Here is a 25,794-nt window from a genome sequence, read left to right on the forward strand (position 1 = left end):
CCGGTGCGGTCATCAGACCGCGTCGGACAGCGAGGTGAAGGTGAAGTCGCGCAGCTTCATCGGCGGAATCATCATCACAAAGGTGGACTCGTCACCGGCCACGCGTACTGGCTTGCCCAGCTCTTCAATGTTGTTGAGCATGATCACCGGCGATTCGTTGAAGCGGAAGTTCTTCACCGGGTGCTTGATCTGGCCGTTCTCGATGTAGAAGGTGCCGTCGCGGGTCAGGCCGGTCAGCAGCACGGTCTGCGGGTCGACCATGCGGATGTACCAGGTGCGGGTGACCAGGATGCCCTTCTGGGTGCCACGCACCAGTTCAGCCGTGCTCTTGTCACCACCGCTCATCAGCAGGTTGCCCGGGCTCGCCTTGGCGGTCTTGCCCTGCTTCTGCGCCCAGAAACGCGAGTAGTCCAGGTTGGCGACCTTGCCGTTCTCGATGATCGCCAGGCGCTCGCGCGGCAGGCCCTCGTTGTCCCACGGCAGCACCGGCGCATCCGGGTGCCACGGGTCGGCATACATGTTCACGCGCGGGTCGTAGACCTGCTCGCCGAGCTTGTTGCCGCCGCCCTTCTTCGACAGGAAGCTGCGGCCTTCGTCGGCCGAGCGCGCGCTGAAGAAGTTCATCATGAAGCTGATCAGACCCGCCGCCGCCGCCGGCTCCAGGATCACCGTGTACTTGCCCGGTTCCAGCGCCTTGGCTTCGGCCGATTCGGTGGCCTTGCGCATGGCGATGCGCACGTCCTGGTCGGCCTTGAAGTCGGCCGCGTCCTTCAGGTTGCGGCCGACCCAGCCCGAGCCGCGGCCGTCTTCGGTACGCACCGTGCAGGTGTAGTCGAAGGCGGTCGCGCGCTGGTAGGCGAAGTTGCCGTTGCTGTTGGCGGTGGCGTAGAAGCCTTGGCTGTCCTCAAGGAAGCCAGCGGCAATCAGGCCATTGCCACGGCACGGTGCAATCGAATCGGCGGCGACCTTGGCGCGGAACGCCGGATCGATGGCCGCAGTGGATTCGCTGAAGGTCGGGCTGGCCTTGTAGGTCTGCTTGCCGATGGCCGGCATGAACTCCGGGTTCTCCGGGGCCAGGCGGGCCAGGTCTTCGGCGCGGCGGACCACGCGTTCCAGCGCGGCGTCGTCGAACTCGTTGATCGAGGCGGTGCCCACGCGCTTGCCGAAGGCCACCGTGACGGCCAGTTCGGTGTCATCCACGATGCCGCTGGTGGAGACGTTGTTCAGCGCGAAACGGATGTTGCCCTTCAGATTGCCGGTCAGCGCGGCGGTGCACTCGTCGGCCTTGGACAGCTTGATGACCTTGTCGAGGATGGCCTTGGCCTGGGCTTCGGTGAAGATACTCATGTATAGGGGCTCCTGACCGGTCAGCCGAGGCTGCGGGCGGTGTTGATGACGTTGATGCCGTTGAAGCGGGCGGTGGACGAACCGTGCGAGACCGCCGAGACCTGGCCCGGCTGGCCCTTGCCGTCGAAGAACGAACCGCCCAGGCGGTAGTCGCGCTCATCGGCCACGGCCACGCAGGCGTTCCAGAACTCCGGCGTGCGGATCTGGTAGGCCACGTCCTCGATCATGCGGGTGATCTGGCCGTTCTTGATTTCATAGAACAGCTGGCCGCCGAACTGCGCGTTGTAACGCTGCTGGTCGATCGAGAACGAGCCGTCGCCGATGATGTAGATGCCGTTCTCGACGTCCTTGATCATGTCGGCCACGCTCAGCGGGGTCTTGCCGGGAGCCATCGACACATTGGCCATGCGCTGGAACTGCACGCTCGACCACGAGTCGGCATAGCAGCAGCCGTCCGATTCGGTCTTGCCCAGAATGTGCGCCTGGTCGCGGATGGTCTGGTAGTCCACCAGCTTGCCGTTGCTGATCAGGTCCCAGCGCTTGGTCTTGACGCCTTCGTCGTCGTAGGCAACTGCGCCGAGGCTGCCCGGCTGGGTCTTGTCGGCGAAGATGTTGACCAGGTCGCTGCCGTACTGGAAGCGCTGTTCGCGCTTGTCCAGGGTGGCGAAGCTGGTGCCGGCGTAGTTGGCTTCGTAGCCGAGCACGCGGTCCAGTTCCAGCGGGTGACCCACCGACTCGTGGATGGTCAGCCAGGTGTGCGACGGGTCGAGCACCAGGTCGTACTTGCCCGGCTTCACCGACGGAGCCTTCAGCTTCTCCTGCGCCTGCTTGGCGGCGGCGATGGCGTCTTCCTTCATGTCGTAGGACGAACCGTAGTTCACCACGCCGTTCGGGGTCAGTACCTTGCCGGCGGCGGCACCATCCAGATACTCATAGCCCATGCCCATCGGCGAGGACAGCCCGTCGCGGGTGCGGAACTTGCCGCTGGCCTTGTCGATGGCGGTTACCGTCATCGGGGCCCAGATGCGGTGCACGTCCTGATCGATGTAGGAGCCATCGGTGGACGCGAAGTACTTCTGCTCGTTGACCAGGAACAGCATCGAATTGACGAAGCTGGCACCCGCCCCGATCGCGGCGGCGTTGACGTCCAGCAGCAGCTCGACCTTGTCCTTGATCGGCACTTCCATCGCATTCTTGCGGATCGGGGTCTTCCAGCTCACCTCGCCCACGCCTGGGGTGGCAGCCAGCTGGACCGGGGCGGTCTGCACGCCGGCGTTGGCCTTGGCAATGGCTACCGCCTGCTGCGCGGCCTTGGCCACATCGCCCGGGCCAAGCTGGTTGGTGGCGGCAAAGCCCCACGCACCGTTGACGATCACGCGGATGCCGACACCGGTGGATTCGGTGTTGACCACGTTCTGCACCTTGTCTTCGCGGGTGATCACGAACTGGCGCAGGTAGCGGCCGATGCGCACGTCGCAGTAGGTGGCTCCGCCCTGGCGGGCAGCGGCCAGGGCCGCGTCGGCCAGGCGCTTCTTCAGCGCCGGGTCGAGCGTGCTCTGAAGCTGCTCGGCGGCGATCACCTTGCCGAAGAACGACGGCACGATCAGGCCGCCCGCGGTAAGCCCTGTCAGGGCAAGAAAGTCACGTCTTTGCAAGGCAGTTCTCCGTGTGATCGCACTCAGCCCAGGCTTCGCGCGGTGTTGATGATGTTGATGCCATCAAATCGTGTGGTCGACGAACCGTGCGAGACCGCCGAAACCTGCCCGGGCTGTCCCTTGCCGTCGAAGAAAGAGCCGCCGAAGCGGAAGTCGCGCTCGTCGCAGATCGCACTGCAGGCGTTCCAGAACTCCGGCGTGCGGATCTGGTACGCGGCGTCCTCAACCATGCCGGCGATCTGGCCGTTCTTGATCTGGAAGTACAACTGGCCGCCGAACTGTGCGTTGAAGCGCTGCTGGTCGATGGAATACGAGCCACGGCCGTGGATGTAGATGCCGTTCTCCACGTCCTTGATCATGTCGGCCACGCTCAGCGGGGTCTTGCCCGGAGCCAGCGACACATTGGCCATGCGCTGGAACTGCACGCTGGACCACGAGTCGGCATAGCTGCAGCCATGCGATTCGTTCTCGCCCAGCAGGTGCACCTCGTCGCGGGTGGCCTGGTAGTTGACCAGGATGCCGTCCTTGACCAGGTCCCAGCGCTTGGTCTTGACCCCTTCATCGTCGTAGCCGACCGCACCCAGGCTGCCCGGCGAGGTCTTGTCGGCGAAGAAGTTGACCCGCTCGCTGCCCCAGCGGTAGCCGGCGTCGCGCTTGTCCAGGGTGGCGAAGCTGGTACCGGCGTAGTTGGCCTCGTACCCCAGCACGCGGTCCAGTTCCAGCGGGTGGCCGACGTTTTCGTGGATGGTCAGGAACAGGTTGGACGGATCCAGCACCAGGTCGTACTTGCCCGGCTTCACCGATGGGGCCTTGAGCTTCTCGCGCGCATGGCGTGCGGCGGCAATGGCATCCTCGACCGGGTCGTAGGAATCGCGGTAGGCGGTGATGCCGCCGGGCAGGGCGATCTTGCCGCTGGCGTCGCCGTCCAGGAACTCATAGCCCATGCCCATCGGCGAGGACAGCCCCGCACGGGTGCGGAACTTGCCGCTGGCCTTGTCGATGGCGGTGGCGGTGAACGGCAGCCAGATGCGGTGCACGTCCTGGTCGATGAAGGAGCCGTCGCTGGAAGCGAAGTACTTCTGTTCGTTGACCAGGAACAGGGTGGAATTGATGAAGTTCGCGCCGGCGTTCAGCGCCGCGGCGTTCAGGCTGAGCAGCAGGTCCACCTTCTCCTGCACCGGCACGGCCATCGCGTTCTTGCGGATCGGGGTCTTCCAGCTGACCTCGCCCACGCCCTTGACCGGGGCCAGCTGCACCGGCTTGGTCTGCAGGGCGGCATTGGCGCGGGCAATGGCCGCGGCCTGGTTGACCGCCGCCAGCACGGCGGCCGGGGTCTGCTCGCGGGTGGCAGCGAAGCCCCAGGCTCCGTTGACGATCACCCGGATGCCGATGCCCGAGGACTCGCTGTTGGTGACGTTCTGCACCTGCGCTTCGCGGGTGATTACCGCCTGGTTGAGGTAGCGGCCGATGCGCACGTCGCAGTAGCTGGCTCCGGCGCGCTTGGCGGCGGCCAGTGCGGCCTCGGCCAGTACCTTCTTGCGGCCTACATCACCCGGCTCCAGCAGCTGCTCGGCAGCGATCAGCCGCGCATGCGGCAGCATCAGGCCAGCCAGGCCCATCCCAGACAGGGTCAGAAACTCACGACGTTGCACAGCAGGCAGTTCCCCAGCAGCGGTTTCGGGCCAAAGCCGTCAACCTTGGACAAGTCCTCGACTTTCAGGGGAGCGCCGGGAGTGGCACAAGTGACTCCGGTCATGGTTCGATGTGCGCTGTGACGACAATCTGCAACTGACATGACCCAACAGCGATGGTCCGAGGCCTGCGAGCGCAACCGCGACCCGATTCTGGCGGTGCTGCGCCCCCACCTGCAGGACCGACAGAGGGTGCTGGAGATCGGCAGCGGCACCGGTCAGCACGCCGCGTACTTTGCCAGCCAGCTGCCGCATCTGCAGTGGCAGGCCAGCGACCACCCCGATTACCTGCCCGGCATTGCCGAGCGCCTCGCCGAGGCCGGGCTGCCGAGCGCGCCGCCGCCGTGGCCGCTGCAGGCGGTGCTGGAGCCACAGCCCGGGCTGGCCCCGTGGCCGGCCGACGCGGGCAGCTTCGATGCGGTGTACAGCGCCAACACCCTGCACATCATGAGCTGGGCGCACGTGCAGGCGCTATTCGCCGGGCTGCCAGCGGTCATGGCCCCCGGGGCTCTGCTGTGCGTGTACGGGCCGTTCAATTACGGCGGGGAGTACACCAGCGACAGCAACCGGACGTTTGATATGTGGTTGAAGGACCGCGACCCGGCCTCGGGCATCCGCGATGCCGAGGCCGTGGATGCGTTGGCCGCCGCGCAGGGGCTGGTGCTGGTTGACGATGTGGCGATGCCGGCGAACAACCGCCTGCGGGTATGGCAGCGCAGCTGATCAGGCGTCGGGTGCCATTGCTGACAATCGCGCTGATGCGGCGCGGAGCCCGGTGAAGATTGGCCGGGCGACTTCCTGCGGGAATCCAGGTGGAAGCTCCTGCTCCACTTGGCGGATGGCCGGTTCAACACGTGCGAGCAGTTCCTCGATCCAAGGCTCGGCCCCGGCGCTGATGCCGCACTTTCGAGCGGTCTCATTCCAGTGCCGTCGCCGGATCCCCGATAGTTTGCGATGGCGATTCTTGCCTCGCAGTGACATGGCCAACTGCGCCTCGTGTGGATCCAGCAAGCCCGGACCGCGCCCAAGGATCGGATAGACCGAGAGGACATCATAGACCGGCGTCAGCCGGAACCGGCCTTCCGCTTCAATATGCACACTGAAGTTCTTGGCGTGGCCATCGGTGGCGGCCAGCATCCAGAACAGGATCTGCACCTTGAAGAACGTTGCCCGGTCGGTCGCGTCTTCTGATTGGCGAAGCAGATCCATGATCTCGACAATGCCAGGGCCGCCCTCGACCTCGTACTTGCTGGCGGGAGGCAGTCCAAATACCTGGCACATGTCTTCCTGTGGCAGCCTTAGCCACCACGTTCCATCGCGCGCAAGCCGACGGTCGAAGCGCTCCACGATCAATGCACGCTGCTCGTCGAACGTGCCCATGGAGGTGGATGCAACGGGAATGCCGAACGCACCGATCAGGTGCATGCACAGCCACTCGTTCTCGACCGAGAGCTGCATGTCGGCCTGCATGTTTCCTACCAGTCCCAGTGGAAGCTTGAAAATGTGCGTGCTGGGTGTGCTACCGCTTGGCAGGCCCCAGCCATCGGCATGCCGCAGCAGGCCGGTCTTCTCCTGGGCACCGGCAATCGAGATGCGGAACTCGTCACTCTGATCAGCAGCACTGCCCGGCAATGGCGAGGTGGTCACCCCGCGCAGAATCGCGGCCACATCGCTGTCATCGAGTGGACGGTAATCGATGCGGTGCAGCTCACCGGGTGTCGCTCCTTGTGGCAGAAGCTGCACGGCACCGACACAGTCCCGGCCGATGGCCTGCAGCAGGTCGAAGGTGCCCGTGCTGCGTGTGCCGAATCGGTTGCGGATACGAGCGCGGATGCTCGCGTTGTCGGGCAGAAGGTTATCGAAGTAGTCGAGAACGACCTGGCCGCGATGACTTTCTCCTGCGGGCAGCAGCGGTAGTGAAAGCGACAATGGACGTGGGGCGGGGGACGCCAGCCACGATGCCGCGTAGGTGAGCCGTGGTGTGGCATTGGCTGCATCGTGCCAGGTGGCGACCTCCAGGCCGTTCATCCAGACCGTGAGTGCGGCCATGTCTACCATTCCTGCTCAGGTGGAGCAGCCTTGCGGACTGCGGGGTGCAGGGATACTTCCAGACCCAGCACCGCCCAGACTTTCATCAATCGATCAAATGTTGCCGATTGCGGCTCGCGTTCCAGCGCGCTGATGGCCTGGCGTGAAACCCCAAGCCGAGTGGCCAGTTCCGCCTGGCTCAGGCCCGCGCTCTTGCGGAAGGCACGCATGAGTGTGGAGAGCTGCTGGGGGGTACGTACTACGAAGTTGTCCGCGGTCATGGCCGTGCCCCTGCTCATTCGGCTGGATACGCAATTTATAAGTTGCATTCCAATTATGCAACTTATAAGTTGCTTGTTCGAAAAGCAATCTATACCTAGCATGTTGGAAATGCAATATATAGGTTGCCAATGGCCAAATCAAAGCCACGCAGCCGCGTAAGCGAACGGCGACATCAGCAAAATGTCAGTGTTCGCTTACATCAAGCCACCTGCACGATGTGCAGCGCCTTCGGGTTCCGCCACTGCGCCAGCAGGGCGGCTTCCCGTGCCTTGGCGGCGTGCAGGTGCGCTTCCTTGACGTGCCCATAGCCGCGGATGTGCTCGGGAATGCTGGCAATTTCCACCGCCAGCGCCACCCGGTCGTCGTCCAGCCCGGCCAGCAGTTCGTCCACGGTGCGTGCGTAGTCCTCGATCAGCTGGCGCTCGCCGCGACGCTCCTCGGTCCGGCCGAACATGTCGAAGGTGCCACCGCGCAGGAACTTCAGCTTCGCCAGCAGGCCGAACGCCTTCATCATCCACGGGCCGTATTCCTGCTTGATCAGCCGGCCCTGTTCGTCCTTCTTGGCGAACAGCGGCGGAGCCAGGTGGAAGCGGACCTCGAAATCGCCCTCGAACTGCTGCTGCAGGCGGCGCTGGAACTCGCCGCTGGTGTACAGGCGGGCTACTTCGTACTCGTCCTTGTACGCCATCAGCTTGAAGTAGTAGCGGGCCACAGTCTCGGTCAGCGCGGTGCTGCCGGCCTTGTCCCACTCGGCTGCGCGCACCTTGTCGACCAGCGCGCGGTAACGCGCGGCATAGGCGGCGTCCTGGTAGTCGGTGAGGAAACGCACGCGGCGCTCGATCAGCTCGTCCAGCGAACGCGACAGGCGCTCGTCGTCCAGCGGCAGGAAGGCCACGTCGCCCTGGCCAGCACGGCCGGGCAGGCCGCGCAGCTCGCGCTCGTCGCCGGTGTTGCGCGGAGCCGCGTTGGCTCCCCATTCGTTGCCTTCCCACTCGCCCGGCGGCAGATCGTGCAGCGGGCCCGGAGTGCGCTCGGCATCGGTATGGCCGTTGCGCACCAGCCCGGCCGCCTGCTGCACCGCCTGCGGGTCCACTGCGGCCAGCCGGCCCCAGGCGAACGCCTGCTGGTTCATCGCCACCGCTGCGCCGTTGAGCTCGATCGCGCGCATCAGCGCCTCGAACGAGATCGGCACCAGACCCTGCTGCCACGCATAGCCCAGGATGAACAGGTTGGACGCAATGGCGTCGCCCAGCAGCGCGGTCGCCAGCTGGGTGGCGTCCAGCAGCAGCGGATCACGGCCGCCCAGCGCCACGCGGATGCCGGCAATGATGTCGGCGGCCGGGAACTGCATGTCCGGGCGGGTGGTGAAGGTACCCGGCATCGCTTCATAGGTATTGAGCACCACCTGCGAACGCTCGGCGCGCACCTTGGACAGCGCCCAGTAGTCGTTCACCACCACCATGTCGCAGCCCACCACCAGGTCGGCTTCGCCGGCGGCGATGCGCACCGCATGGATATCTGACGGCGTGCGCGCAATGCGGATATGCGTGGTTACCGCGCCGCCCTTCTGCGCCAACCCGGTCTGATCCAGCACGGTCGCGCCCTTGCCTTCCAGATGACCGGCCATGCCCAGCAGTGCGCCGATGGTCACCACGCCGGTACCGCCGACGCCAGTGATCAGGATGTTCCACGGTTGTTCCAGGGTGCTGCGGAATACCGGGGCCGGCAGGTTGTCCAGCAGCGCGCTGCCATCACGGCGCGCGCCCTTGCGCGGCGTGCCGCCGTGCACGGTGACGAAGCTGGGGCAGAAGCCGGTGGTGCAGGAGTAGTCCTTGTTGCAGTTGGACTGGTCGATGTCGCGCTTGCGCCCGAACTCGGTTTCCTTGGGCAGCACCGACACGCAGAAGCTCTTCTTGCCGCAGTCGCCGCAGCCCTCGCAGACCAGCGAATTGACCACCACGCGCTTGGGCGGGTCGACCAGCTTGCCGCGCTTGCGACGGCGGCGCTTTTCAGTGGCGCAGGTCTGTTCGTAGATCAGGATGCTGGTGCCCTTCACCTCGCGCAGCTGCTTCTGCACCGCATCCAGCTCGGCGCGATCAAAGAACTCCACGCCTTCGGGGAACAGCTCGCGCTTGTTCCATTTACCGATCTCATCGCTGACCAGCATGATGGTCTGCACGCCTTCGGCGCGCATCTGGTGGGCGATCTGCGGCACGGTCAGGGTGCCGTCCACCGGCTGCCCACCGGTCATCGCCACCGCGTCGTTGTAGAGGATCTTGTAGGTGATGTTGACCCCGGCGGCGATCGCCTGGCGGATCGCCAGCGAGCCACTGTGGAAATAGGTGCCATCGCCCAGGTTCTGGAACACGTGCTCGGTGTCGGTGAACGCTGCCTGGCCAGCCCAGGTGACACCTTCGCCGCCCATGTGGGTAAAGGTGTCGGTGCTGCGGTCCATCCAGGTCACCATGTAATGGCACCCAATGCCGCCCAGCGCGCGCGAGCCTTCCGGCACACGGGTGGAGGTGTTGTGCGGGCAACCGGAGCAGTAGTGCGGCACGCGTGGGAAGCTGGCGCGCGGCAGCGCAAGCTCGGCTTCCTTGGCGTCCATCCAGCGCAGGCGCTGTTCGATGGATTCGTTGCTGAAGAAGCGCTGGATGCGGCGGCCGATCACCCCGGCAATGGTGGCGGGGGTCAGCTCGTTGGTGGACGGCAGGATCCACTGGCCCTGTTCGTCGTACTTGCCGACGATGGACGGGCGCGGACCGGCGCTGGCGGGCCAGTTGTAGAACTGCTCCTTCATCTGGCGCTCGATGAAGGCACGCTTCTCCTCCACCACCACGATGTCTTCCAGCCCTTCGGCGAAGCGCGCGATGCCCACCGGTTCCAGCGGCCAGGTCATGCCGACCTTGTACACGCGGATGCCGATATCGGCGCAGGCGCGTTCGTCCAGGCCCAGGTACTCCAGCGCCTGCAGCACGTCCAGATAGCTCTTGCCGGTGGTGACAATGCCCAACCGCGCGCGCGGCGAGTCCATCACGATGCGGTCGATCTGGTTGGCGCGGGCAAAGGCCTGTGCGGCCTTCACCGCATAACGGTGCAGGCGCATTTCCTGGTCCAGCGGCGGGTCCGGCCAGCGGATGTTGAGGCCACCGGCCGGCATCTCGAAGTCTTCCGGCAGCACGATGCGCCGTGCGAACGGGTCGACCTGTACCGACGCCGACGATTCCACCGTTTCGGCAATGGTCTTGAAGCCGATCCAGCGCCCGGTGTAGCGGCTCATCGCCCAGCCGAGCAGACCCATGTCGAGGATGTCCTGCACGCCGGCCGGATTGAGCACCGGCATCATCGCGCTGACGAACTCATCCTCGCTGCCGTGCGGCAGGGTCGAGCTGCGGCAGGCGTGGTCGTCGGCGGCCAATGCCAGCACGCCGCCGTGCACCGAGGTGCCGGCCGCGTTGGCGTGCTTGAACACGTCGCCGCAGCGGTCTACGCCCGGGCCCTTGCCGTACCACATGCCATAGACGCCCTGGACCTTGGCCCCGGGGAACAGATTGGTCTGCTGGGTGCCCCACACCATGGTGGCCCCGAGGTCCTCATTCAGGCCCGGGGTGAACTTCACCTTGGCCGCTTCCAGGTGCTTGCGCGCCCGCCACAGCTCCAGGTCGAAGCCGCCCAGCGGGCTGCCGCGATAGCCACTGATGAAGCCGGCGGTGTCCAGGCCGGCGGCCTGGTCGCGCAGCTGCTGCATCAGCGGCAGGCGGACCAGCGCCTGCACCCCGCTCAGGTAGATGCGGCCGTCGGTACGGGTGTACTTGTGGTCCAGCGTGTAGCTGTCATCCAGCGCGCCGGGCTGGTTGGCGGACGAGGGCGAGGTGAGTTCGGCGGTACTGGTCATGGCTGGCCCGGAATGACGGCTGGCACGGCCGCGCAGAGGCGACCGGAAAGGTGCGGATTGTAACAGTGACGCAATTTCCACACTTTTCATGACCCCAAGGGGTCGCATCCGGGCGCGTTCTGCGGTTAGGATCGGGGAGGGAGGTTGTGTGACAACCTGGGGGAATTTGTATGGCAGTGGCAAGAAACGTGCTGTCCAGCATGGTGCTGGCGGCGGGGATGGCAGTGTTCGGGGTGGCAGCGCAATCGTTGCCGACACTGCAGGAGTTCTACTTCGATGACGACACCGCCGCGGCCGCACCGCAGGTGGTGCCGGCTGATGCCCCTGATCTGGTCGATCAATTGATGAAGCAGCGCGAGCGCGGCCGCAAGGCGCTGGACGCCACCGTGCAGCTGGCCGGCGTGGCCTACGCGCAGGGCCGACCAGAGCTGGGGGCGGAGCTGTACGGCGCGGCTGAAAAAGAGGCAGGTGCCAATTCGCTCCCCGGTCGCATGGTGCGCTGGAACAAGGGCTGGGATCTGTACCGCTCCGGCGATATCGACGGCGCGCTGACCGCGTGGCACGAGGCCCAGGCCGGCATGCGTGGCAATCCTTCGTGGGTTCCACCGACACTGGCGCTGGCACTGTGGACGCAGGGCCGCAAGGACGAAGCCGTGAAGTGGTATGCCGCCGCCGTACGCACCGAGCCGCAGCGTTGGAGCAGCAGTGCCGGTTTCGCCCAGCAGTTGCCGACCTGGCGTGACGCCGAGCGCGCCACGCTGGCCGAAGTGCAGCAGGCCTGGGCGACCAATCCGCCGGTCTGGCCGTAACCCGGTATCAACCGTCGGCGCTGACCGTCCGCCCGCGCGCCCAGTCGCGCAGGGCGGTGACCTGTTCGGCCATCAGCACCGACAACGGCCGGCTGTTGCGGATTTCCTGCATCAACAGGTCGGTGTCGAGCACGCGTTCTTCGGCATGCGCCGCGTAAAGTCCTGAGACGACCGCCTGTTCGATCTCCGCACCGGAGAACCCGTCACTGGCGGCCGCCAGCGCCGGCAGCGCGAAGTCGTCGGCGTTGAGCTGGCGGCGGCCCAGGTGCAGGCGCAGCAGGTCCACGCGGGTGTTGGCGTCGGGCAGGTCGACGAAGAAGATTTCGTCAAAGCGGCCCTTGCGCAGCAGTTCGGCGGGTAACTCATGTACCTGGTTGGCGGTGGCCACGATGAACACCGGCTCCTTGCGTTCGGCCAGCCAGGTCAGCAGATATCCCAGCACGCGGCGTGAGACACCACCGTCTTCGCCGCCGCTGGCCAGGCCTTTCTCGATCTCGTCGATCCACAGCACGCACGGTGCCAGCTGCTCGGCCGAGGTCAGCGCCTGGCGCAGGTTTTTCTCCGTCTCGCCATGGAACTTGTCGTACAGGCTGCCGAAGTCCAGGCGCAGCAGCGGCACACCGAAGCCAGCAGCCGTAGCTTTGGCCAGCATGGACTTGCCGCAGCCCTGCACACCCAGCAGCAGCATGCCCTTGGGCGGGTCCAGGCCGGCGGTGCCAGCCGAACCGCCCAGGAAGATCGAGCGGCGCTGGTTGACCCAGCGCTTGAGCCGGTTGGCCCCGGCCACGTCGGCGAAACGCGTGGTGTCGTATTCGTAGTGCAGGTGCCCGGCGCGGTTGAGCAGTTCGAACTTCAACCGCGCCAGCTGCGGCAGGTCGTCCTGGCTGAGCGCGCCATCGGCGAAGATCAGCTGGCGGGCAATGCGGCGTGCGTCGACCATGCTCAAGCCGCGCAGGTTGCGCAGGATCAGCTGCACCGCTTCATTGTCCACCTCGACCCGCTTGCCGCCGTTCTCACGGGCATAGGTCGCCGCTTCCTCGCGCAGCATCTTCAGCAGCGCGTTGAGGTCGGGCAGGCGTGGGTTGAAGCGGGTGGCCAGCGCTTCCAGCTCAGCCGGCAGCTCGACCTTGGCCCCCACCAGCACCAGCACGTGCGCTTCGCAATGGCGGCGCTGGACCAGATCACGCAGCGCGCGCTGGTGGCTGGCATAGCCCAGGTAGGGGTGGAAATCGAGCAGCAGGTAGATGCCACGCTGCTCGGCCTGGCGGATCATCTGCAGCGCGGAACTGGCGTCGGGCGGGCCAATGGCGTCGTCTTCCTTGTCCATGTCGATCCGGCGCAGGCCCTCGGTAATCGACCAGCGATGCAGGGCCCGCCATACGTGCATCAGGGTCTGGCGGAAAAGTTCCACCACCCGGCCCTCATCCTGGGTCTCGATGACAATCAACGGCGTATTGGCGCGGATCAGTGCGCTCAGATCCTGTAGCTCGCTCATGGGGCCTGCATTCCTTTGGATCGCGCACGATAGCAAAGCGCCGCAGGTGGGAGGAGGTTCAGCCGCGCGACTATCTCCGTCACGGGCACCGGTGTACGCTCAAGCCAGGTTCCCCATCGGAAGCGAGGCGTGCATGAAGACGATCCTGGTCGCCGGTTCCAAGGGTGGCGTGGGCAAAACCACCGTCGCCACCCACCTGGCGGCCTCTGCCGCCCTGGCCGGCAAACGGACCGTTCTGGCCGACGCCGACCCGCAGGGGTCCAGCACGCGTTGGGCCGAGCGCCGCGCCGGGCTGGAAAGCGCCGTGTTGCCGATCGAGGCCACCGGCAAGAAGGGCCTGAAGAAGGTGCCTGATGATACCGAGGTCCTGATCATCGACGCTCCGGCCGGCGCGCAGGCCGGCGAGCTGGAGGCCTTTCTGGACGTCGCCGACGCCGTGGTGGTGCCGGTGCTGCCGTCCGCCCTGGACATCGAGGCCATCGTCGGCTTCCTAAACAGCCTGGCCAAGGTGCCCCGGGTCCACAAGCGCAAGCTGCCGGTGGGGCTGGTGCTCAATCGCACCAAGCCGTGGACCCAGACCTCGCAGCAGGCCCTGAGCATGCTTGCCGACTGGCCCTACCCGGTGGTGGCGCAACTGCGCGACACCCAGGGCTATGTGGTCATGACCGGGCTGGGCCGCAGCGTTTTCGACTACCGCTCCGCGCAGGTGCGCGAGCATCAGAGTGACTGGGAGCCACTGCTGCAGTGGCTGAAGCAAGACTGATTCACAAGGAATCCCTATGCGAGAACTGATACTGCTGCGCCACGCCCATGCCGAACCGGCCAGTACCGGCCAGGCCGATCTGGACCGACCGTTGTCGGCCACAGGACTGGCCGAAGCCGAGGCCGCCGGCAAGTGGCTGAAGGAAAACAATCTGCTTCCGGACTGCGTGCTTTGCTCGCCGGCGCGGCGCACCCGCGAGACGCTCGAGGCGGTACTGGCGGCAACGGGCGTGGTCGAACATCGGCTGGAAGACGGCATCTACGACGCAACCCCTGGCAAGCTGACCGAGCTCGTGGACGAGCGCCGCGACATCGAGCGCCTGCTGGTGGTGGGGCACAACCCGGGTCTGGAGCAGCTGGTGGCATTCATGACCGAAGGCAGCACCAGCGAGTACCGCGGCATGCCGCCGGCCGGCATTGCGGTGCTGCAGTTCGACCGAGAGGCCGCCATCGAGCCCGGAGTGGCGAAGCTGACTGCATTCTGGTGGCCGTAAGCCGTGAAAGCAGTACAAATCGGATTGGGCTGTCTGCTTGGGTTGGCGACAGGTACCACGCTTGCCGAACCGCCCGTCCCGGCCTCGCCGCCCAATCCCATCGCCGCCGCCGCCCAGCCCCCGCAACAGGTGCTGGCGGTGGACACGGCCCGCTCACACTTCGGCTTCGAGATACGCACCCGCCTGGGCCAGCGCATCGAAGGCGTGTTCCCGCGCTTTGAAGGGCGGGTGGACGTCCTGCCGGACGGCCGCCACCAGGTCCACCTGCGGATGTTCAGCCGTTACGTGGAAATTCCCGGCAAGGCCCGCTACACCGGCTGGATGCGTGGCGAGGAGTTCTTCGACGCCGACCGCTACCCGGTGGTCGAGTTCGATTCGTTGCCGTATTGGCCGGAACTGGTCAACAAAGGCGGTGGTATCGAGGGCCGGCTGATCCTGCGCGGGGTCTCGCACCCCGAGGTGCTGAAGGTGGAACCGGCGGCCTGCCCCCGGGCCGGGTATGATTGCGATGTGGTCAGCCGCGGTACCGTGCAGCGTGGCCGGTATGGAATGGACAGCTGGCAACTTGCCCTGAGTGATCGAGTGACCTTCGTATTGCGTGCCCGCCTCACCGAGGCGGCCAAACCGTGAATCTGCTGCTGCGGCTCCTGGCGCTGGCAACCGTGTTGCTGGGCAGTGGATGTGCGTCCCTGTCCAGCGCCGAGCGCGAGCGCGCCGCCGGTATTGCCGCCCAAGCCCGCTCGCAGCAGGTGGACTGCACCCGGCCCGACCGCTGCGCGCAGGATTCGCCGCTGCGCGCGCTGGGCGGCCAGGCCTTTACCGAGTCCACTCCGGAAACCCCGCGCCACTACGCCACCATCCTCGACGAGGGCGAAACCTCGCTGGTGGCGCGCATCAACCTGATCCGCAGCGCCACCCGCAGCATCGACCTGCAGACCTACATCTTCGACAAGGACGACAGCGCCCGGCTGGTGCTGGAGGAACTGCAGGCCGCGGCACGGCGCGGGGTCAAGGTGCGGGTGCTGATCGACCAGCTGTCGGCCATCTCCGACCTGCAGATCCTCGGTGCACTGGCCAGCAGCCACCAGAACGTCCAGCTGCGGGTGTACAACCCGACCTTCGGCAAGGCCAAGCTCAACTACTTTGATTACGCCGGCAGCGTGCTGTGCTGTTTCCGCCGCTTCAATCAGCGCATGCACAACAAGCTGCTGGTGATCGACGACGCATTGGGCGTGGTCGGCGGGCGCAACTACCAGGACGACTATTACGACTGGGACAGCGAATACAACTTCCGCGACCGCGATGTAGTGGTGGCCGGCCCGGAAGTGCGGGCGATGGCGGTGAACTTCGATGCGTTCTGGCACGCGCCGCGCAGCGTGCCGGCCGAGCGCCTCAACGACGTCGGCCGCACCCTGCTCACGCAGGGCGCGCCGGCCATGCCGCCGCTGGACTACCGCCACCCCGAACGCGTGGACCAGGTCAGCGACGAGGCCAGCGATCCCGACTACGTGCGTCGCACCTTCGTCGATACCGCGTTACCGGTGGCCTCGGTGCGCTACGTGGCCGACCTGCCGCGCAAGCATCGCCGCGAGCGCGCCAGCCAGCCGGCCAACGGCCAGCACGTCACCGAACCGCAGCTGGACGCACTGATTGCCAGTGCGCAGAGCGAAGTGCTGCTGCAGACGCCCTATCTGGTGCTGTCCAAGCCGGCGCGCAAGCTGTTCAAGGAACTGCGCGTACGCGAGCAGGCCCCGCGTGTGGTGGTGTCGACCAACAGCCTGGCCGCCACCGACAACCCGATCGTGTATGCGCTGTCCTACAAGTACAAGCGCCGCAACCTGCGCGAGCTGGGCTTCAATATCTACGAATTCAAGCCGTTCCCGCTGAACGCGCCGGTGGACTACCGCAACCTGCTGCCGGCCCCGCTGGGGGTACCACCCAGCGGCGAGCGCCGCAGCAGCCTGCTCGGTGGCAGTGCCGCCGGCAGCAATGCGCGCAGCAGCGGCAGCCGTGGTTACAGCGATCGGCCCGTGCCCGCCGCCGATGCGGATGCGGAGACCGACGCCGACAGCCGGCCGCAACCGCAGCCCACCCCAGGCCCGGCCGCGCGCCGCCGTACCGACGGCAGTGTGGTCGAACGGCGCGTGCTTCGTGCCGAAACGCGGCCGTCGTTCCTCGGTACCAAGGCGGTCAACAAGCCGCTGCCGGTTACCCGCAGTGGCGCACGCATGGGGCTTCACGCCAAGTCGCTGGTGGTGGACCGCCGGGTCGGCGTGATCGGTACCCACAACTTCGACCCGCGCAGCGAGAACTACAACACTGAAGGCGCGGTGGTCATTGATGACCCCGCGTTTGCTGAAGCGTTGGCCCAGAGCATCCTGCGCGACATCGAGCCGGACAACTCCTGGACCGTGGCCCCACGCACCAAGCCGCCGGTGCTGTCAGGCCTGAACTACAGCGTGGGCAAGGCCTCTGAAGCGCTGCCGGTGCTGGACTTCTGGCCTTGGCGCTACGCCACCGACTACGAGTTCCAGCCCGGCCCCGAGTGCCCGGCACCGCTGCCGCGGCAGCACGCAGATTTCCACCGCTGCTACACCGCCGTGGGCGACTTCCCGGAAGTGAACGTCGGCCCGAAGTGGCTGCTGGTGCGTATGCTGACTGCCTTCGGTGCCGGCCTGGTGCCCATTCTGTAACCCTGCTTTCTGTACGGAGACGCTGCATGCCCCAGGTTTTCCGCGAGCCGGTGTCGATCGATGCCCTCAACGCACTCAGCCGCAACACCCTGATCGAACATCTGGGCATTGTGTTCACCGCCGCCGGCGAGGACTGGGTCAGCGCCACCATGCCGGTGGATGCGCGTACCCGCCAGCCGTATGGCCTGCTGCATGGCGGTGCCTCGGTGGTGCTGGCCGAAACCCTGGGCAGCAGCGCCGGCAATCTGTGCGTCGACACCACAAAGCAGGTGTGCGTCGGGTTGGAGATCAATGCCAATCACATCCGCGCCCAGCGCAGTGGCACCGTCACCGGCACCGCCCGGGCCGTGCATGTGGGCCGCAGCACCCATGTGTGGGACATCCGCATCGAAGACGAGGCCGGCAAGCTGGTCTGCACGTCGCGGCTGACCCTGGCCGTGGTCCCGGCGGCCTGAGAACAGCTGGCAGACCCCGCTGTGCTGGAGTATCGTGCCCGGATGACTTCCCCCACTTCGGCCCCGCGTGGCGGCGTGGCGCGTGTGTGCCGTTACCTGTACCGCGTTCCCTTGCTGCTGGTTCACGTCCTGCTGTTCCTGCCCCTGACCCTGATCGGCATGTTGCCGTTGTGGGCGCATGTGCGCGTGGGTGATCGCGCACTCGGACACGCCGTGGTCAACGCCTGGCAGGGCGGGCTGATGTGGATCTTCGGTTTCCGCCTGCAACGCATTGGCACGCCGTTGCCGGGTGCGGTGCTGTTCGTTGCCAATCACGTCAGCTGGGTGGATATCAGCGTGCTGCACAGCCAGCGCATGATGGGCTTCGTGGCCAAGCGCGAGATCGCCAGCTGGCCGGTGGTCGGGTGGCTGGCCGCACGCGGGCAGACCATCTTCCACCAGCGTGGCAGCACCGAGTCGTTGGGTGGGGTGATGCAGGTGATGGTCGAGCGCCTGCAGGAAGGCAAGGCCGTGGGCGTGTTCCCGGAAGGGCGCACCCGGGGCGGCACCGAGGTCGGGCCGTTCCATGCGCGTATCTTCCAGGCTGCGGTGGAAACCCATGTGCCGGTGCAGCCGGTCGCGCTTCGTTACGGCTGGCAGGGTGATGCCCAGACCATCGTGGCGTTCGGCCCGAAAGAGAGCTTCTTTGCCAACTTCCTGCGCCTGCTCGGTGAGCCGGCGCGGCGGGCCGAGGTGCATTTCCTCGACCCCATTGAAACCCACGATCTTGAAGGCCGTCGCCGCATCGCCGAAACTTCGCGTGCGCGCATCGTGGCGGCCATGACGGCCGAGTAAGGCGATGGCGCCCGTTCCCGCGCCATCGTCGTTGTCCGTAACAGGCTCGCGCCCATGTTGACCGCTGCCGACTACCGTCCGCCGCGTTGGCTGCGCAATCCGCACCTGCAGTCGATGCTCAGTTCCAGCCGCATGCGCATGCAGCGCGGCCTGGTGCTGCTCGCGGCAACCGGGGCGGTGACCGAAGAACTCATTCTTGACGGCGGCGAAGGCGTACGCCTGCAGGGCTGGCACAGCCGCATCGAAGGCCGTGAACCGGTCGGCATGGCGCTGTTGCTGCACGGCTGGGAGGGCAGTGCCGAATCCAGCTACATGCGCATGACCGCCGCGCGCATGCTGGAGTCGGGTTACGACGTGATCCGGCTTAACTTCCGGGACCATGGCAATACCCATCATCTCAACCCGGGCATCTTCCACTCCAACCGGATCGAGGAAGTGGTGCAGGCCGCCGGGGACATCGCCCGGCGCTGGCCGCAGCTGCCATTGGTGGCCGCCGGCTACTCGCTGGGCGGCAATTTCGTGCTGCGCCTGGCGCTGCGCGCGCCCGACGCCGGCGTGCCGCTGCGCCGGGTCGCCTCGGTATGCCCGGTGCTGGACCCGGCCATCACCATGGAAAGCATCGAGAACGGGCCGGCGATGTACGACTGGTACTTCCGCCGCAAGTGGGCCGGGTCGCTGCGCCGCAAGCGCGACCTGTTCCCCGAACTGAGCGACTGGGACGATCGCGTGCTGAAGCTGGACATCCGCGCGCTGACGGCCTGGCTGGTCGAGCACCACACCACCTACGGCTCGCTGCAGGCCTACTTCGACGGCTACTCCATTGCCGGCGACCGCCTGGCTGCGCTGAGCGTGCCGGCTGACATCCTGATGGCCGAGGACGACCCGGTCATTCCCTATGCCACCTTCAACGGCTGGTGCCTGCCTGCCAGCGCGAAGCTGGACATCGCCCCGTGGGGCGGCCACTGCGGGTTCCTGGAGAACTGGCGCGGCGACGGCTTCTCCGAACGCTGGGTGGCCGGGCGACTGGGCTGCGAAGCCCTGCGCTGAAGCGGGTAGGGCCGGCCGGCAGGGTGCCTTACAATCGGGGTTTGAGCCCAAGCCGGACTGTCATGCAAGACCAGATTGTTGATGCCCTGCGCCGCAATGCGGCTGATGAAGCCGTGCAGCTGGCGCGGGAATGGACCCAGAACGAACCGGCGCAGCCGCAGGCGCACCGTTGGCTGGCCCTGGCCCTGCAGCAGCAGGCCCAGTACGACGCGGCGCTGGAAAGCCTGCAGCAGGCACTGGGGCTGGACCCGGACAACGCCGAACTGCACCTGCAGCACGCCGGCCTGCTGCTGGCCCTGCGCCAGTTCGATGCCGCCGGCAGTGCGCTGGATCGCACCGCCACCCTCAACCCGAATGAGCACTCGGCGTATGTGATGCAGGCGCACCTGGCACTGGCCCGCAACGACGTGGACGAGGCCGAGCGGATCACCCGCCTGGCCGCCCGTGTCGATGAAGACCATCCTGAAGTGGTCGCGCTGCTGGGCATGATCGCGCTGCGCCGCAACGACCATGACCGTGCCCTGGCGCTGCTGTCGGCCGCCAGCCAGATGCTGCCCAACGATGCGCGCGTGCTGTACGCGCTGGGCTTCGCGCACATGGGCAAGGGCACCCTGGCTTTCGCCGAGCAGGCCTTCCGCCGCGTGCTCGAGCAGAACCCCAGCATCACCTCGCTGCACGGCCTGCTGGTGCAGCTGGCGCTGCGCCAGGGCAACGTGGATAGTGCCGCGCAAACCATGGGCCAGCTGCTGGCGCGTCCGGACAGCGACTCGCCCGGCCTGCGCCGCCTGGCCGGCGAACTGGCCCTGCAGGCCGGCCAGCCGCTGCAGGCGCTGGAACACCTGCTGCCGGTGCTGGAGCAGTGGCCGGGCGACCGCCAGACCCTGCAGCTGCTGCTGCTGGCCTGGCAGCGCCTGGGCCGCGAAGCGCAGGCACGCGAGGTGCTGGATGCTGCGGTGGACACCCACCCGCAGGAGCACAACCTGTGGCTGGCGCGCCTGTCGGTGGAACCGGTCGGCAGTGAAGACGCCACCGCGGTGGTGGAGCGCTGGCTGACCGCCATGCCGGAGCACCTGCCGGCGCTGGAAACCCGCATGCGTCTGCATGACATGCAGAACGACGCCGAAGGTGCCGAAGCCGTGGCACGTCGCATCGTGGCGCTGGAACCGGGCCGCGTCACCGGCGAGACCCGTCTGGTGGAAGCCCTGCTGGCACGCGATGCCGATGCGGCCATTGCCCACGTGCAGGCACTGATGGACACGGCCCCGGACGCGGCGAAAAACGACCTGCGCGCGTGGCTGGGTGCGGTGCAGGACCGCGCCGGCCGCCCGGCCGATGCGCTGGCCACCTGGGCCGGCCTGCATGCCGACGAAGCCGCGCGTCGCCTGCCGCTGCCGCCGCAGGCCAAGGCTCCGCTGAGCTGGCCGGACAAGGGCGAGGTTGCCGAAGACGTTGCCGCACGCCCGATGTTCGTCTGGGGTGCCCCGGGTTCCGGCGTGGAGCGCGTGGTCGCCGCCATCGCCGCTGCCAGCCCGGTGCTGCGTGGCGACCGCTTCGGTCCCACCCCGCCCAATGACGCCTTCCAGAGCTACCACACCCTGCAGGACCTCTCGACCGGCAAGCTGGACCCCGTGCAGCTGGTGACCCGCTGGCGCGAAGCGCTGGCCGAGCGCGGTCTGGCCGACGCCAACGTGATCGACTGGCTGCTGTGGTGGGACAACGCCCTGTTGTGGTCGCTGCGCCCACAGCTGCCGGAAGGTCGCCTGCTGGTGGTGCTGCGTGATCCGCGCGACATGCTGCTGCAGTGGCTGGCGCACGGCGCACCCGCTCCGTTCGCGGTCAACTCGGTGAGCGAAGCAGCCGAATGGCTGGCGCGCGCGCTGGCCCAGGTCGCCACCCTGCACGAACAGGACCTGTACCCGCACGCGCTGGTGCGCATCGACAACATCGGCAACGACCCGGCGGCCATGGCCGAATATCTGGGCGGGCTGTTCGGCGTGGTCATGCCGCCCGCGCAGACCCTGGGTCCGGCGCGCCTGCCGGCAGGTCACTGGCGCAATTACCAGAACGAACTGTCTGCCGCGTTCGCGCAGCTGACGCCGGTGGCGGTCCGTCTGGGTTACTCGGAAGCGTAAGGAGCCCCCCATGAAGTTGAGCAGCACCAGTCTGGTCAATGGCCAGCCGATTCCCGCCGCGTTTGCCGCCGGAGATGCCAACGGCTTTGCCGGCAACCGCAACCCGCAGCTGGCCTGGAGCGAGGTGCCCGAGGGCACCCGTTCGTTCGCGCTGCTGTGCATCGACCCCGACGTGCCCACCGTGCCGGAAACGGTCGGTCGCCATGACCGCACGGTGCCGGCCGACCAGCCGCGCGCACCGTTCACTCACTGGGCCATGGCCGATATTCCGGCCGACGTACGCGAGCTGGCCGAAGGCAGCTGCAGCGAAGGCTTTACCGTGAAGGGCAAGCCGCAGCCGGCCGGTCCGGCCGGCGCGCGCCAGGGTTTGAACGACTTCACCGGCTGGTTTGCCGGCAATGCCGACATGGAAGGGCAGTACCTGGGCTATGACGGCCCGTACCCGCCGTTCAACGACGAGCTGGTGCACCGGTACTTCTTCCGCGTGTTCGCGCTGGACGTGGCGACGCTGGAGCTGCCGACGCCGTTTACGGCGGCCGATGTGCAGCGGGCGATGCAGGGGCATGTGCTGGCTGAGGCTTCACTGCACGGCACGTATACGTTGAATCCGGCGCTGGTGTAATCCCGCGTGGTACCGACCAACGGTCGGTACCTACCGAACCGTCGGAAACCCGGTGGGGGCCGACCGAATTGTTTGAACCCGGTAGGTGCCGACCGTTGGTCGGCACCCAACGCGGGATTACTTCTCGACCGCCGACTCCACCACCATGTCCAGCACATACGCCTGCGACGGCGCATCCGCCGGCGGGTTGGCAATCGCAAAGCGTTTCACCCGCAGCACATTGCGGGTGCCCGGCGCATGCGTGTAACCCTCGATGCTGCTGTAGAAGTTCTCGAATGCCCCCGGCGTTCCGACCTTCAAGCCCTTGTCGTCGAACTTCACTTCGCGGGTCTGCAGGCACTGCATGTCGCGGATCAGCGGATGCGGGCAGGGCTTGGTCTGCGCGGCCACTTCAATGAACACCGTCTCGCCCGGACCGCCGAAACGCGTTTCCGCGGTCGGTCGCGGCCCGAACACCAGCACGTCGCCGCTGGCGGTGTGCAGGGTCAGCTGGTCATTGCTGCCGAGGTCGGCCTTCAACGCGCCTTCCAGGCGTGAACCCACTGCCTGGTCCAGCGCCATCAGTGCCTTGTCAGTGCAGGCCATCATCGTTGAGGCCAGCGGCGAGATGGTCAGCGTGCCGTCGGCCAGGGTGTAGCCGCCGCCCATGCGGTTGCAGGTATTGCTGACCGCCACGCGGCCGTCCACGAAGTCCAGCGTGACCGGCTTTTCGGTGCGTGCGAACAGCGCATCAATGCGCTTGCCGCTGCTGTCGGTGGCGCTTTCCAGCACCCAGTGGTTGGCCAGCAGCTGCTGCGCGTCCAGCTTCGCCACCGCCTTCTGGTCGGCGGCGGCGGTCGGGGCCGGGGCCAGTTCGTCGCGGCCCGGGCCACCCGGTGCTTCGTTGGACGGGTTGCTGCAGGCGGCCAGCAGGGCCAGCGGCAGAATCAGCATCAGGTTGCGTTTCATGAGCATCTCCTTGAAGAACGCGGGATTGAACGCGGGAACCACCCGGATGGGGTTGCCCGCGCGCCGGCCTGTTCAGCTACCGGCAGGCAGCCACAGCAGCAGCCCCACGCCCAGCGCGATGCGGTAGAACGCAAACGCGGTGAACCGGTGCTGCTTGATGTAGCCCAGCAACCACTTCACTACGACGAAGCCGGTGATGATGGCGGCAACAAAGGCCACGCCCACGTCGGTCCAGTTCTCGCTGGCCAGCTTGCCGTCTTTGGCCAGCTCCAGGAATGCGTAGGCACTGGCGGCGAACATGGTGGGAATGCCGACCAGGAACACGAATTCAGTCGCCGCCGCGCGCCGGCTCAGGCCGAACAGCATCGCCACAAAGATCGCTGAAGCCGAGCGCGAAGTGCCCGGGAATACCCCGGCCACCACCTGCGCCAGGCCCACCAGCACCGCCACCGTCCAGGTCACCTCGGTGCGGTCGGGCAGCTTGGCGGTGCGCGCTTCCACCAGCAGCATCCAGATGCCGCCGATGATCAGCGCCCACGCAATCGGGGTGACCGTTTCCGGCAGCTCCCAGCCGGCCAGTCGCACCGGCAGGCCCACGACCGCCGTGACCAGGAACGCGGTGCCCAGCTTCAATACGTAATCGCGGTTGGCCTTCTCATGCAGACCCGTGGCCAGCTGCCACAGGCGCTGGCGGAACACCAGGGTGATGGCCAGGATCGCACCGGCCTGGATCACGATGTTGAAGAAGTCCGAGCGCTCGCCCAGCCAGTGCTGGGCGATCAGCAGATGGCCGGTGCTGGAAATGGGGAGGAATTCGGTAAGACCTTCAAGAATGCCCAGCAACAGGGCGGAAAGCAGATCGGACATCAGAGAGCTCGGTTGGGAACGTAAAGCCGGGCTTGCCCGGCTGCGCGTAAGGACGTTGTCCAATATAAAACATCCCACCACGCACCAAATGTGTGCACGATCCGGCCAATGCACCGCAATGGTGCGCACCGTTCAGGGGAGGTCCACCGCCCCAGCCAGCCAAATCAACAACTTGTGAAGCCCGAAAAGTTGGCACGGGGATTGCTGTATGTACCCAGGCAATCACCCATTCGAGGTTTCACCGATGTCCGTGGAAAATGTTGAGAAGCTGATCAAGGACAACCAGATCGAGTTCATCGACCTGCGCTTTGTCGATATGCGTGGCGTCGAACAGCACGTCACCTTCCCGGTCAGCATCGTGGAGCCGTCGCTGTTTGAAGAAGGCAAGATGTTCGACGGCAGCTCGATCGCCGGCTGGAAGGGCATCAACGAATCCGACATGGTCCTGCTGCCGGATCCGGCCAGCGCCTACGTCGACCCGTTCTACGCCGACCCGACCCTGGTGATCAGCTGCGACATCCTCGACCCGGCCACCATGCAGCCGTACGGCCGCTGCCCGCGCGGCATCGCCAAGCGCGCCGAGGCCTACCTGAAGTCCTCCGGCATTGCCGAATCCGCTTTCTTCGGTCCGGAGCCGGAATTCTTCATCTTCGATTCGGTCCGTTTCGCCAACGACATGGGCAACACCTTCTTCAAGGTCGACTCCGAAGAAGCCGCCTGGAACACCGGTGCCAAGTACGACGGTGCCAACAGCGGTTACCGTCCGGCCGTGAAGGGCGGTTACTTCCCGGTTCCGCCGACCGACTCGCTGCACGACCTGCGCGCTGAAATGTGCAAGACGCTGGCCCAGGTCGGCATCGAAGTGGAAGTGCAGCACCACGAAGTGGCCACCGCCGGCCAGTGCGAAATCGGCACCAAGTTCAGCACCCTGGTGCAGAAGGCCGACGAACTGCTGCGCATGAAGCACGTCATCAAGAACGTCGCCCACCGCAACGGCAAGACCGCCACCTTCATGCCCAAGCCGATCGTCGGCGACAACGGCAGCGGCATGCACGTGCACCAGTCGCTGTCCAAGGGCGGCACCAACCTGTTCTCCGGCGACGGCTACGGTGGCCTGAGCCAGCTGGCGCTGTGGTACATCGGCGGCATCTTCAAGCACGCCAAGGCCATCAACGCCTTCTCCAACTCCGGCACCAACAGCTACAAGCGTCTGGTTCCGGGCTTCGAAGCCCCGGTGATGCTGGCCTACTCGGCCCGCAACCGCTCGGCCTCGTGCCGCATTCCGTGGGTCTCCAACCCGAAGGCGCGCCGCATTGAAATGCGCTTCCCGGACCCGATCCAGTCCGGCTACCTGACCTTCACCGCGCTGATGATGGCCGGCCTGGACGGCATCAAGAACCAGATCGACCCGGGCGCACCGAGCGACAAGGACCTGTACGACCTGCCGCCGGAAGAAGAAAAGCTGATTCCGCAGGTCTGCTCCTCGCTCGACCAGGCCCTGGAAGCGCTGGACAAGGACCGCGAGTTCCTGAAGGCCGGCGGCGTCATGAGCGACGACTTCATCGACGGCTACATCGCGCTGAAGATGCAGGAAGTGACCAAGTTCCGTGCGGCGACCCACCCGCTGGAATACCAGCTGTACTACGCCAACTGAGCAACCAGGTGGCGACGACGAAGGACATCCCTCCCACCTTCGTCGTCGTCACCGTTCTGCCGCTGGGGAGTGGCAGGGCGCACC

The 25,794-nt window shown here is 66.4% G+C and carries 21 protein-coding genes; 12 read left to right on the top strand and 9 right to left on the bottom strand.

Features of this window, described 5'->3' with window-relative positions:
• Positions 1 to 12: 12 nt before the first annotated feature.
• Genes PDM29_RS07685 through PDM29_RS07695 form a run of 3 tightly spaced genes read right to left on the bottom strand, consistent with a single transcriptional unit; the run spans position 13 to position 4,654 of the window.
• Positions 13 to 1,347, bottom strand: coding sequence for a TldD/PmbA family protein (locus tag PDM29_RS07685; protein WP_311193261.1), 1,335 nt, complete (start codon positions 1,345 to 1,347; stop codon positions 13 to 15).
• Between the two features lie 20 nt (positions 1,348 to 1,367).
• The gene (locus PDM29_RS07690) at positions 1,368 to 3,002 is read right to left on the bottom strand and encodes a TldD/PmbA family protein (RefSeq protein WP_311193262.1); all 1,635 of its coding nucleotides are present in this window, start codon (positions 3,000 to 3,002) and stop codon (positions 1,368 to 1,370) included.
• Positions 3,003 to 3,025: 23 nt separating this feature from the next.
• Positions 3,026 to 4,654, bottom strand: a complete 1,629-nt coding sequence (locus PDM29_RS07695; protein WP_311193263.1) for a TldD/PmbA family protein — start codon at positions 4,652 to 4,654, stop codon at positions 3,026 to 3,028.
• 141 nt (positions 4,655 to 4,795) lie between these two features.
• Between PDM29_RS07695 and PDM29_RS07700 the strand changes: the two genes are divergently transcribed.
• Positions 4,796 to 5,416 carry a DUF938 domain-containing protein gene (locus PDM29_RS07700; protein WP_311193264.1) on the top strand — a complete coding sequence of 207 codons (621 nt, stop codon included), beginning with the start codon at positions 4,796 to 4,798 and terminating at the stop codon, positions 5,414 to 5,416.
• Here the strand turns inward: PDM29_RS07700 and PDM29_RS07705 are convergent, their stop codons facing one another.
• The 3 genes from PDM29_RS07705 to PDM29_RS07715 form a co-directional block, all read right to left on the bottom strand.
• Positions 5,417 to 6,742 (bottom strand): type II toxin-antitoxin system HipA family toxin, encoded by a 1,326-nt coding sequence (locus PDM29_RS07705; protein WP_311193265.1) that lies wholly within the window; start codon positions 6,740 to 6,742, stop codon positions 5,417 to 5,419.
• Positions 6,743 to 6,744: 2 nt separating this feature from the next.
• On the bottom strand, positions 6,745 to 7,002 hold the full coding sequence (locus PDM29_RS07710) for a helix-turn-helix domain-containing protein (RefSeq protein WP_311193266.1): 258 nt from the start codon (positions 7,000 to 7,002) through the stop codon (positions 6,745 to 6,747).
• Positions 7,003 to 7,202: 200 nt separating this feature from the next.
• Complete coding sequence (locus tag PDM29_RS07715; RefSeq protein ID WP_311193267.1) at positions 7,203 to 10,898, bottom strand: indolepyruvate ferredoxin oxidoreductase family protein; 3,696 nt, start codon at positions 10,896 to 10,898, stop codon at positions 7,203 to 7,205.
• A gap of 170 nt (positions 10,899 to 11,068) precedes the next feature.
• Here PDM29_RS07715 and PDM29_RS07720 point away from each other — a divergent pair, with 170 nt between their 5' ends.
• Positions 11,069 to 11,707 (top strand): tetratricopeptide repeat protein, encoded by a 639-nt coding sequence (locus PDM29_RS07720; RefSeq protein ID WP_311193268.1) that lies wholly within the window; start codon positions 11,069 to 11,071, stop codon positions 11,705 to 11,707.
• 7 nt (positions 11,708 to 11,714) lie between these two features.
• On the opposite strand, the gene PDM29_RS07725 is transcribed toward PDM29_RS07720, so the two are convergent.
• Positions 11,715 to 13,202: an AAA family ATPase gene (locus tag PDM29_RS07725; protein ID WP_311193269.1), complete on the bottom strand. Its 1,488-nt coding sequence runs from the start codon at positions 13,200 to 13,202 to the stop codon at positions 11,715 to 11,717.
• Between the two features lie 133 nt (positions 13,203 to 13,335).
• Here PDM29_RS07725 and PDM29_RS07730 point away from each other — a divergent pair, with 133 nt between their 5' ends.
• From PDM29_RS07730 to PDM29_RS07770, 9 genes are all read left to right on the top strand, one after another.
• The gene (locus PDM29_RS07730; protein ID WP_311193270.1) at positions 13,336 to 13,965 is read left to right on the top strand and encodes a nucleotide-binding protein; all 630 of its coding nucleotides are present in this window, start codon (positions 13,336 to 13,338) and stop codon (positions 13,963 to 13,965) included.
• Between the two features lie 16 nt (positions 13,966 to 13,981).
• Positions 13,982 to 14,458 (top strand): SixA phosphatase family protein, encoded by a 477-nt coding sequence (locus PDM29_RS07735; protein WP_311193271.1) that lies wholly within the window; start codon positions 13,982 to 13,984, stop codon positions 14,456 to 14,458.
• A gap of 99 nt (positions 14,459 to 14,557) precedes the next feature.
• Entirely contained in the window at positions 14,558 to 15,088 is a 531-nt protein-coding gene (locus PDM29_RS07740; protein ID WP_311193742.1) for a YceI family protein, read from the top strand.
• A complete protein-coding gene (locus PDM29_RS07745) occupies positions 15,085 to 17,151 on the top strand; it encodes a phospholipase D family protein (protein WP_311193272.1) in 2,067 nt (688 codons plus the stop codon). The genes PDM29_RS07740 and PDM29_RS07745 overlap by 4 nt, the downstream gene beginning before the upstream one ends.
• Positions 17,152 to 17,177: 26 nt before the next feature.
• Positions 17,178 to 17,606 carry a hotdog fold thioesterase gene (locus PDM29_RS07750; protein ID WP_311193273.1) on the top strand — a complete coding sequence of 143 codons (429 nt, stop codon included), beginning with the start codon at positions 17,178 to 17,180 and terminating at the stop codon, positions 17,604 to 17,606.
• Positions 17,607 to 17,648: 42 nt separating this feature from the next.
• Positions 17,649 to 18,440 (top strand): lysophospholipid acyltransferase family protein, encoded by a 792-nt coding sequence (locus PDM29_RS07755; protein ID WP_311193274.1) that lies wholly within the window; start codon positions 17,649 to 17,651, stop codon positions 18,438 to 18,440.
• A 57-nt stretch (positions 18,441 to 18,497) separates the two neighbouring features.
• Complete coding sequence (locus PDM29_RS07760; protein WP_311193743.1) at positions 18,498 to 19,487, top strand: YheT family hydrolase; 990 nt, start codon at positions 18,498 to 18,500, stop codon at positions 19,485 to 19,487.
• A gap of 62 nt (positions 19,488 to 19,549) precedes the next feature.
• Positions 19,550 to 21,619 carry a tetratricopeptide repeat protein gene (locus PDM29_RS07765; protein WP_311193275.1) on the top strand — a complete coding sequence of 690 codons (2,070 nt, stop codon included), beginning with the start codon at positions 19,550 to 19,552 and terminating at the stop codon, positions 21,617 to 21,619.
• Positions 21,620 to 21,629: 10 nt separating this feature from the next.
• Complete coding sequence (locus PDM29_RS07770; RefSeq protein ID WP_311193276.1) at positions 21,630 to 22,241, top strand: YbhB/YbcL family Raf kinase inhibitor-like protein; 612 nt, start codon at positions 21,630 to 21,632, stop codon at positions 22,239 to 22,241.
• Between the two features lie 117 nt (positions 22,242 to 22,358).
• Here the strand turns inward: PDM29_RS07770 and PDM29_RS07775 are convergent, their stop codons facing one another.
• Both PDM29_RS07775 and PDM29_RS07780 read right to left on the bottom strand, forming a co-directional pair.
• Positions 22,359 to 23,189, bottom strand: a complete 831-nt coding sequence (locus tag PDM29_RS07775; protein ID WP_311193277.1) for an META domain-containing protein — start codon at positions 23,187 to 23,189, stop codon at positions 22,359 to 22,361.
• A gap of 72 nt (positions 23,190 to 23,261) precedes the next feature.
• Positions 23,262 to 24,056, bottom strand: a complete 795-nt coding sequence (locus tag PDM29_RS07780; RefSeq protein ID WP_125360950.1) for an undecaprenyl-diphosphate phosphatase — start codon at positions 24,054 to 24,056, stop codon at positions 23,262 to 23,264.
• 244 nt (positions 24,057 to 24,300) lie between these two features.
• Here PDM29_RS07780 and glnA point away from each other — a divergent pair, with 244 nt between their 5' ends.
• Positions 24,301 to 25,710, top strand: coding sequence for a type I glutamate--ammonia ligase (gene glnA / locus PDM29_RS07785; RefSeq protein ID WP_282297721.1), 1,410 nt, complete (start codon positions 24,301 to 24,303; stop codon positions 25,708 to 25,710).
• Positions 25,711 to 25,794: the final 84 nt, after the last annotated feature.

Source organism: Stenotrophomonas oahuensis (assembly GCF_031834595.1).
Classification (GTDB): Bacteria; Pseudomonadota; Gammaproteobacteria; order Xanthomonadales; family Xanthomonadaceae; genus Stenotrophomonas; species Stenotrophomonas oahuensis.